The organism is Streptomyces sp. PU-14G (assembly GCF_041028275.1).
In the GTDB taxonomy this organism is placed as follows: Bacteria; Actinomycetota; Actinomycetes; order Streptomycetales; family Streptomycetaceae; genus Streptomyces.
The window spans coordinates 1-8,584 of sequence record NZ_JASKYT010000294.1; the positions used below are offsets into that span (position 1 = coordinate 1).

Below are 8,584 nucleotides of genomic sequence, written 5' to 3' on the forward strand. Positions count from 1 at the left end.
GTCCGCCTGAGCCCACCACCGCCTTCACCCGACTCCCGTGGTCCGCCCAGGACTGCCCCGCCCGCCCGGGACCGGCCGTCCACCCGGGACCGGCCGTCCACCCGGGGCCGCTGTGCGCCCCGCCGTGTCCTGGGCGGGTGTCCTGGGCGGTCGGGGCCGTCGGCGGTGGCCGTCCGTGGTGGCCCCGGGCGGCGCCGGTCGAAAACCGTGCAAAGCCTGTCGTAAGCGGTCTCGCCAGGCGGGAATGTGGTCAGGGTTCGCGTTGCTTTCGATTAGTATCGAGGGCGTTTTGCCGTCCGGGGGCGTATTGGTGAGGAGTGTGGCCGGTGTCCCCGTTGGTACCTGTGGCGCCGGTCACGTTGACCGGACAAAGCGGACACCATCTTTGTGCACGCGTTCACAAAGGCATAGCCTGGTCGCGACGGAGCGGTCCGCGAGGGCACCTCACGTTCGACCGCTCACCGCTTCGCGCAACCGGCAGGAGCACCGTGGCAACTGGCCGAAACCATCGTCCGGCGACGAGTCGGAGCCGAGGAATCCCCGAGGCTACCGTCGCCCGTCTTCCGCTGTATCTGCGGGCACTCACGGCGCTCTCCGAGCGCTCGGTGCCGACCGTATCGTCGGAGGAGCTGGCCTCGGCGGCCGGCGTCAACTCGGCCAAGCTCCGCAAGGACTTCTCCTACCTCGGCTCCTACGGCACCCGCGGTGTCGGCTACGACGTCGAGTACCTCGTCTACCAGATCTCACGCGAGCTCGGGCTCACCCAGGACTGGCCCGTCGTGATCGTCGGTATCGGCAACCTCGGCGCCGCCCTCGCCAATTACGGCGGTTTCGCCTCGCGCGGCTTCCGGGTCGCGGCGCTGATCGACGCCGACCCCGGCCTGTCCGGCAAGCCCGTCGCCGGCATCCCGGTCCAGCACACCGACGAGCTGGAAAAGATCATCGACGACAACGGGGTGTCCATCGGCGTGATCGCCACCCCGGCGGGCGCGGCCCAGCAGGTGTGCGACCGGCTGGTGGCCGCCGGGATCACCTCGATCCTCAACTTCGCGCCGACCGTGCTGTCCGTGCCCGAGGGCGTGGACGTGCGCAAGGTGGATCTGTCCATAGAGCTGCAGATCCTCGCCTTCCACGAGCAGCGCAAGGCGGGCGAGGAGCCGGTCTCGGCTCCCGAGGTGGACACGGCTCCGCCCGCCGCACCGCCCGCCGTGGCCGTCACCAAGCGGCCCCCCGAGTCCGGACCTGACGGGGACCTGCCCGCCGTGATGCCGGCATGAGTCTCCTGGTCGTCGGCCTGAGCCACCGCAGCGCGCCGGTCAGCGTGCTGGAGCGCGCCGCACTGGCGCCCGGGGCGCGGGGCAAGCTGTTGCAGGACACCGTGGGCGCCGAGCCCGCCGCCGAGGCGGCCGTGCTCTCCACCTGCAACCGGATCGAACTGTACGCGGACGTCGACAAGTTCCACGCCGGCGTCGCCGAGCTGTCGACCCTGCTGGCGCAGCACAGCGGCGTGAGCCTGGACGAGCTGACCCCTTATCTGTACGTGCACTACGAGGACCGTGCCGTGCACCACCTGTTCTCGGTGGCGTGCGGGCTGGACTCGATGGTCGTCGGCGAGGGGCAGATCCTCGGGCAGATCAAGGACGCGCTGGCCGTCGCGCAGGAGCAGCACACCGCGGGGCGGCTGCTGAACGACCTGTTCCAGCAGGCGCTGCGAGTGGGCAAGCGCGCGCACTCCGAGACGGGGATCGACAAGGCCGGGCAGTCCCTGGTGACCTTCGGCCTGGAGCAGCTCGCGGCCGGAGCTTCCGTGGAGGAGTGGGCGCACGGGAAGCGGGCGCTGGTGATCGGCGCCGGTTCGATGTCCTCGCTCGCCGCGGTGACGCTCGCGCGGGCCGGTGTGGGCGAACTGGTGATCGCCAACCGGACTCTGGACAGGGCCGAGCGGCTGGCCGAGAGCCTTCAGGGGCGTGCCGTGCCGATGGCGGCGGTCGCCGGTGAGCTGGCGGCGGCCGACGTGGTGGTCTCGTGCACCGGTGCGACGGGTCTCGTCCTGTCGGCCTCCGACATCGAGGGCGCCGTCGGCGGCCGTCCTCGTCATGCGGCGCTGGCGGTCCTCGACCTGGCCATGCCCCGGGACGTCGAGGTGGCCGCGCACCGCATCGACGGGGTGCGGCTCGTGGACATCGAGTCGCTCGCCGACGCCGAGGCGGACGCGCCGATGGCCGGTGACGTGGAGGCCGTGCGCTCCCTCGTCGCCGAGGAGGTCGCCGCGTTCGGCGCCGCACAGCGGGCCGCGACGATCACGCCGACCGTGGTCGCGCTGCGCACCATGGCCGCCGACGTCGTCGCAGGTGAGCTGGCCCGCCTGGAGGGGCGGCTGCACGGCATGGACGACAAGCTGCGCGCGGAGGTCACGCAGACCGTGCGCCGTGTCGTGGACAAGCTGCTGCACGCGCCGACGGTGCGGGTCAAGCAGCTCGCGGGCGAGCCCGGCGGCGCCGGGTACGCCGACGCGTTGCGTGAACTCTTCGACCTCGACCCGCAGGCGGTCGCCGCTGTCAGCAATCCGGAACAGGAGCGGCAATGAACACCCATGCCACAGCCACTACCCCACTCAGGCTGGGCACCCGCCGCAGCAAACTCGCGATGGCGCAGTCAGGGCTGGTCGCCGAGGAGGTCCGCAGGGTCACCGGGCGCCCCGTCGAGCTGGTGGAGATCACCACGTACGGGGACGTCAGCAAGGAGCAGCTGGCGCAGATCGGCGGCACCGGGGTGTTCGTCAACGCGCTGCGGGACGCGCTGCTGAGCGGCGAGATCGACTTCGCCGTGCACTCGCTCAAGGACCTGCCGACCACGCAGCCTCCCGAGTTCGCGCTGGCCGCCGTGCCGGTGCGGGCGGACGCGCGGGATGTGCTGGTCGGCAGGGACGGGCTGGGTTTCGAGGCGCTGGCGCGCGCCGCGGCGCCGGGCACGGCGCGGATCGGCACGGGCTCGCCCCGCCGGATGGCGCAGCTGCACGCCTGGGCGCGCACGCTGGGTCTGGAGATCGAGACCGTTCCGATCCGGGGGAATATCGACACCCGGATCGGGTACGTGCGCTCCGGTGAGCTCGACGCGGTCGTCCTCGCCGCCGCCGGGCTCCAGCGCGTCGGCCGCCTCGCCGAGGAGGCCGCCGAACTGATCAGCCCGGACCAGGTACTTCCCGCCCCCGGTCAGGGGGCACTGGCCGTCGAGTGCGCGGCATCCAACGCGCACCTGGCCGCACAGCTCGCGGAGCTGGACGACCCGCACACGCGGGCGGCCGTCACCGCCGAGCGAACCCTGCTCGCCGCCTTGGAGGCCGGCTGCAGCGCACCCGTGGGTGCGCTTGCCGACCTGCTTGTCGAGGGGCAGGTTGTCACCGAAATGCGCCTGCGCGGCGTCGTCGGCACCACCGACGGACGCACGCTGGTGCAGTTGTCCACCACCGGTCCCGTACCGGCGTCCGACGGTGAGAGCGTCGACCATGCGGCCTTTGCCCGCATGGGTCAGGAGCTCGCCGACGAGATGCTCGCCAAGGGTGCGGCCGGTCTGATGGGGGAGCGAGCACTTTGAGCCCCACCGCCGCCGACAAGTCGAGCACCGCACGCACGACGGCATTCGCGAAGAGAGCGCACCTGCATGGTGCACAGGGACGCGTCACCTTCCTGGGCGCCGGGCCCGGAGATCCGGGTCTGCTGACGTTGCGCGCCGTCGAGGCGCTGGGGCAGGCCGACGTGCTCGTCGCCGACTCCCGCGTGCACGACGTCGTGCGCGTCCACACCCGCCCTGGTGTGGACACACCGCTCCAGCCGGTCACTGACGAGGCGTCAACTGCCTCCGCACCGGCGGGCGATGTGGCCATCGATGCGGGCGAGTCTGCCATAGCCGCCGCGCGCGCCGGCAAGCGGGTCGTCCGTGCGGTCGCGGGCGACCCGGGGATGGATTCGGACGCCGCCAGGGAGATGCTCGCGCTGGCGGGCGAGGGCATTCCGTTCGAGGTCGTGCCGGGCATCGCCGCGGCCGTGGGCGTGCCGGCCTACGCCGGGGTGCCGCTGCGCGACGGTCAGGGCACGGACGTGCGGTTCGTCGACGCGGCCACGGCCGACGACCGCTGCTGGACCGAGCTGGGCGTCAGCGACGCGACCGTCGTCGTCTCCACGACGCTGCAGGAGGTCGGCGCCGCGGCGGGCGAGCTGGTGGCCGCGGGCCGCAAGCCGGACACCCCCATGACCGTCACGCTGGCGGGCACCACGACCCGGCAGCGCACCTTCGCCGCGACGCTCGGTGGGATCACGCAGACCCTCAAGCAGGCCAAGGTGCTGCCCTCGCCCGACGGCGGGCAGCCGGTCATAGCCGTGGTCGGCGAGCGCAGTGCCCCGGCCCGGCGCGACCAGCTGGCCTGGTTCGAGTCCAAGCCGCTGTTCGGCTGGCAGGTCCTGGTGCCGCGCACCAAGGAGCAGGCGGCCTCCCTCTCCGACCAGCTGCGCTCCTACGGCGCGGTGCCGGCCGAGGTGCCGACCATCGCCGTGGAGCCGCCGCGGACCCCGCAGCAGATGGAGCGCGCGGTCAAGGGCCTGGTCACGGGCCGCTACGAGTGGATCGCCTTCACCTCGGTCAACGCCGTCAAGGCGGTGCGCGAGAAGTTCGAGGAGTACGGGCTCGACGCCCGCGCCTTCGCCGGGATCAAGGTCGCGGCGGTGGGCGAGCAGACCGCCGGGGCGCTGGTCGAGTTCGGCGTGAAGCCGGACCTGGTGCCCAGCGGCGAGCAGTCGGCCGCCGGGCTGCTGGAGGACTGGCCGCCCTACGACCCGGTCTTCGACCCGATCGACCGGGTGTTCCTGCCGCGCGCCGACATCGCCACCGAGACGCTGGTGGCCGGGCTGATCGAGCTGGGCTGGGAGGTGGACGACGTGACCGCGTACCGCACCGTGCGCGCCTCGCCGCCGCCCGCCGAGACCCGGGAGGCCATCAAGGGCGGCGGGTTCGACGCGGTGCTGTTCACCTCGTCGTCCACCGTGCGCAACCTGGTCGGTATCGCGGGCAAGCCGCACAACGTCACCGTCATCGCCTGTATCGGCCCCGCCACGGCCAAGACCGCTGAGGAGCACGGGCTGCGGGTGGACGTGATGGCTCCGGAGCCGTCCGTGCACAAGCTGGCCGAGGCGCTCGCCGACTTCGGCGCCCAGCGCCGCGCCGTGGCCGTGGAGGCGGGCGAGCAGGTGAAGCGGCCGAGCGAGAAGCGCCCGGCCAGGAGGAGGGCACGCACATCATGAGTACCCACGGCGCCGGGCAGGGCAGCGCGTACGGCAGCTTCCCGGCGACCAGGCCGCGGCGGCTGCGCAGCACACCGGCCATGCGCCGGCTGGTCGCCGAGCACCACACGCGGCCGTCCGACCTGATCCTGCCCGCCTTCGTGCGGGAGGGCATCAGCGATCCTGTGCCGGTGGGTTCGATGCCGGGCGTCGTGCAGCACACGCGTGACACGCTGCGGAAGGCCGCCGTGGAGGCCGCGGAGGCGGGTGTCGGCGGGCTCATGCTCTTCGGCGTGCCCGAGGACGCCAAGAAGGACGCGGTCGGCACCGCCGGCACCGACCCCGACGGCATCCTCCAGAGGGCACTGCGGGACGTACGGGCCGAGGTCGGCGACGCGCTGGTGCTCATGTCCGACCTGTGCCTGGACGAGTACACCGACCACGGCCACTGCGGGGTGCTCACCGGCGACGGCCGCGTGGACAACGACGCGACGCTTGAGCGGTACGCCGAGATGGCCCGCGTCCAGGCCGACGCCGGTGCCCATGTGCTGGGCCCCAGCGGCATGATGGACGGCCAGATCGCGCACGTCCGTGCCGCGCTGGAGGAGGCGGGGCACCAGGACGTGGCCGTCTTCGCCTACACGGCGAAGTACTCCTCCGCGTTCTACGGCCCCTTCCGTGAGGCCGTCGGCTCCTCCCTCCAGGGCGACCGCAAGACCTACCAGCAGGACCCGGCCAACGCCCGCGAGGCGCTGCGTGAGCTCTCGCTCGACCTGGCCGAGGGCGCCGACATGGTGATGGTCAAGCCGGGCCTGCCCTATCTGGACATCCTGCGGGACTACGCGGAGCGCGTCGAGGTGCCCGTCGGCGTCTACCAGATCTCCGGCGAGTACGCGATGGTCGAGGCGGCGACGGAGAAGGGGTGGATCGACCGCGAGGCGGCCGTCCTGGAGACGCTGACGAGCTTCTCCCGCGCCGGCGCGAACATGATCCTGACCTACTGGGCGACGGAGGCCGCGGGGCTGCTGCGCGCGCGGTACTGAACCGAGCGGCACCGACCAGACCGAGAGCCCCATCCGCCCCGGATGGGGCTCTTGTCGTTGTCCGATCAATTAACGCCCGTTTCCGTTGTGGGAGCCGGAAGGATCACTTACGCTCTTCGAGCCTCGTTCGCAGAGGGTGGCGGAAAGCGAAGTGCCGCCGCTGCCGAGGCAGTTGACGTCATGTCATCGCACTGTGCTGGGCGGCTTGACCCCGCGCGACTTCGACGGCGCACCTCTCCCGTCTCGCGAAGTCCCCTTTGTCGCAGCGCCACCGCAGAGAAAGAGGAGCACATCGTGACGACTTCCGCGCGCCCCGACTTCCATGTGGTCGACGCCCAGGCGCTGGAGGGCATCGATCCGATCGAGCTGTACCCCGGGGTGACGGCCCAGGTGGTCAGCTGGACCAGTCCCGCGGACGGCTCGGACCCGCTGCCGCGCGAGGCGTACGTGCGGTTCGCCCCGGGAGCCGGCTACACCGAGCCCGACCACCACGGCGACAGCAGCGAGATCCTGGTCGTCGTCGAAGGGGAGCTCCGGGACGAGGGCGGACGCTACCCGGCCGGCAGCCGGGTGCGAGGGGCCAAGGGCTCCACCCACCAGCCGCGCAGCGAGCAGGGGTGCCTGCTGTACGCGTTCTTCCCCGAGCGCTGAGGACCGGGAGACGCGGCCGGTTCCGGCGATCGGAATCGGCCGACTCCCGCTCGTATGCGTTCGTTTTCGTCCACCTCGCTGTCGAACTCGCCCCAGTTGGGTGGCAGTTGTGACGGGGTCCCGCATCGCGCCCTGCGCCGTAGCACCATGGCTGGACCCACGCCACCCAGCGGAAGAAGGACGGTGCTCCGCCGTGCGGGGACACTCCTTGTTCGCAGCGGAACCACCGAGGGAAGCGATGCCTCAACCTCCAGCGGACGCGGCGGTACGCCGCCGCCTGATACGGCTGGCGACGGCGCCCGCCCTCGTCGTCGCACTCGCCGGCGCGGGAACCGTGGCCTACCTGTGGAACGCGTGGGAACCGAGCGCGGCGACGGCCGCCGAGACCGGTTTCGACGACGCGGCCACCGTGAGCGTGCTCGCCGGGGCGTTACTCGTCGCGGCCGGAGCGCTCGTCGCCGGCGTGCTGGCCGCCACCACCCAGGCGCGCACGCGACAGGCGCGCTACGCCGCACTGCGCCAAGCGGCCGAGCACGGCCGCGCGGAGACAGCGGCCCAACTGCGCAGACTCCAGGCGGGCGAACCGCTCGGCGAGCCCCCGCCCGCCCCCGCGCCCGTGCACCGGCCCGGCGGCGACCCACTGGAGTCGCTCGCCCACGAACTCGCCCTCGCGCGGCACACCGCACACCGCGCGGTGGCACAGGCCGCCCACCTGGCCGCACGCGGCGCCGCTGCCCGCACCGCGGGCAGCGGCGAGGCGGGACCGCGGCAGGGGCTCCCGGCGGACGACCGCGTCGCCGTCTTCGTCAACCTCGCCCGCCGGCTGCAATCGCTGCTGCACCGCGAGATCAAGGTCCTGGACGAGTTGGAGAACCAGGTCGAGGACCCCGACATCCTCAAGAGCGTCTTCCAGGTCGACCACCTGGCCACCCGCGTGCGCCGCTACGCCGAGAACCTGGCGGTCCTCGGCGGCGCCGTCTCCCGGCGCCAGTGGACCCGGCCCGTACCGCTCACCGAGATCCTCCGCTCGGCCACCGCCGAGGTCGAGCACTACCAGCGCGTCAAACTGGTGCCGCCCCTGGAGGGCAGCGTGCGGGGAGGGGCGGTCGCCGACGTCATCCACCTGCTGTCCGAACTGGTGGAGAACGCGACGGTCTACTCCGCGCCGCAGACGCACGTGCTGCTGCGCGCCACGCATGTGACCGCGGGGCTCGCGGTGGAGGTGGAGGACCGCGGCCTGGGCATGACCGGAGCCGAACAGCGCCGCATGAACGCGCTGCTGGCCGATCCCGACAGCGTCGACGTCGCCGCACTGCTGTCCGACGGGCGCATCGGCATGTACGTCGTCGGCACCCTCGCCAGGCGGCACGACATCGCCGTCCAGCTCCGCACCAACATCTACGGCGGCATCCAGGCCGTCCTCGTCCTGCCCCACGCCATGCTGGGCGCCCGCGAGGAGCCGCACAAGACGACGGCCGCGCCCCGGGCTCCGGACGCCGGGCACCCTCCGGGAGCGGCCCCCGTGGGCGGCGGCYCGCSCGSCRCGGCSCSGSMGGACCGGGCGCCGGAGCGCACCCTCCCGGTGCGGGCCGCCGCCCACGGGGGCCGCTCCCGGAG

6 protein-coding genes and 1 pseudogene are annotated in these 8,584 nt (G+C 72.7%); all 7 read left to right on the forward strand.

Annotated elements, in window-relative coordinates; translation table 11 throughout:
• Positions 1-488 precede the first annotated feature (488 nt).
• Positions 489-1,277: a redox-sensing transcriptional repressor Rex gene (locus AB8Z75_RS26345; RefSeq protein WP_369206159.1), complete on the forward strand. Its 789-nt coding sequence runs from the start codon at positions 489-491 to the stop codon at positions 1,275-1,277.
• The gene (locus AB8Z75_RS26350; RefSeq protein WP_369206161.1) at positions 1,274-2,587 is read left to right on the forward strand and encodes a glutamyl-tRNA reductase; all 1,314 of its coding nucleotides are present in this window, start codon (positions 1,274-1,276) and stop codon (positions 2,585-2,587) included. Before AB8Z75_RS26345 ends, AB8Z75_RS26350 begins: the two co-directional genes overlap by 4 nt.
• Positions 2,584-3,594: a hydroxymethylbilane synthase gene (gene hemC, locus AB8Z75_RS26355; RefSeq protein WP_369206163.1), complete on the forward strand. Its 1,011-nt coding sequence runs from the start codon at positions 2,584-2,586 to the stop codon at positions 3,592-3,594. Before AB8Z75_RS26350 ends, hemC begins: the two co-directional genes overlap by 4 nt.
• 62 nt (positions 3,595-3,656) lie before the next feature.
• A complete protein-coding gene (locus AB8Z75_RS26360; protein ID WP_369206172.1) occupies positions 3,657-5,294 on the forward strand; it encodes a uroporphyrinogen-III synthase in 1,638 nt (545 codons plus the stop codon).
• Complete coding sequence (gene hemB, locus AB8Z75_RS26365) at positions 5,291-6,316, forward strand: porphobilinogen synthase (protein ID WP_369206168.1); 1,026 nt, start codon at positions 5,291-5,293, stop codon at positions 6,314-6,316. The genes AB8Z75_RS26360 and hemB overlap by 4 nt, the downstream gene beginning before the upstream one ends.
• Before the next feature lie 294 nt (positions 6,317-6,610).
• Complete coding sequence (locus AB8Z75_RS26370; RefSeq protein WP_369206170.1) at positions 6,611-6,967, forward strand: cupin domain-containing protein; 357 nt, start codon at positions 6,611-6,613, stop codon at positions 6,965-6,967.
• 238 nt (positions 6,968-7,205) lie between these two features.
• Positions 7,206-8,584: pseudogene (locus AB8Z75_RS26375) on the forward strand (ATP-binding protein); the annotation flags it as partial.

Excerpts from the sequence above, each read along its gene's own strand:
- hemB (WP_369206168.1), top strand. The coding sequence starts at position 5,291 with ATGAGTACCCACGGCGCCGGGCAGGGCAGCGCGTACGGCAGCTTCCCG.
- AB8Z75_RS26350 (WP_369206161.1), top strand. The coding sequence starts at position 1,274 with ATGAGTCTCCTGGTCGTCGGCCTGAGCCACCGCAGCGCGCCGGTCAGC.
- hemC (WP_369206163.1), top strand. The coding sequence starts at position 2,584 with ATGAACACCCATGCCACAGCCACTACCCCACTCAGGCTGGGCACCCGC.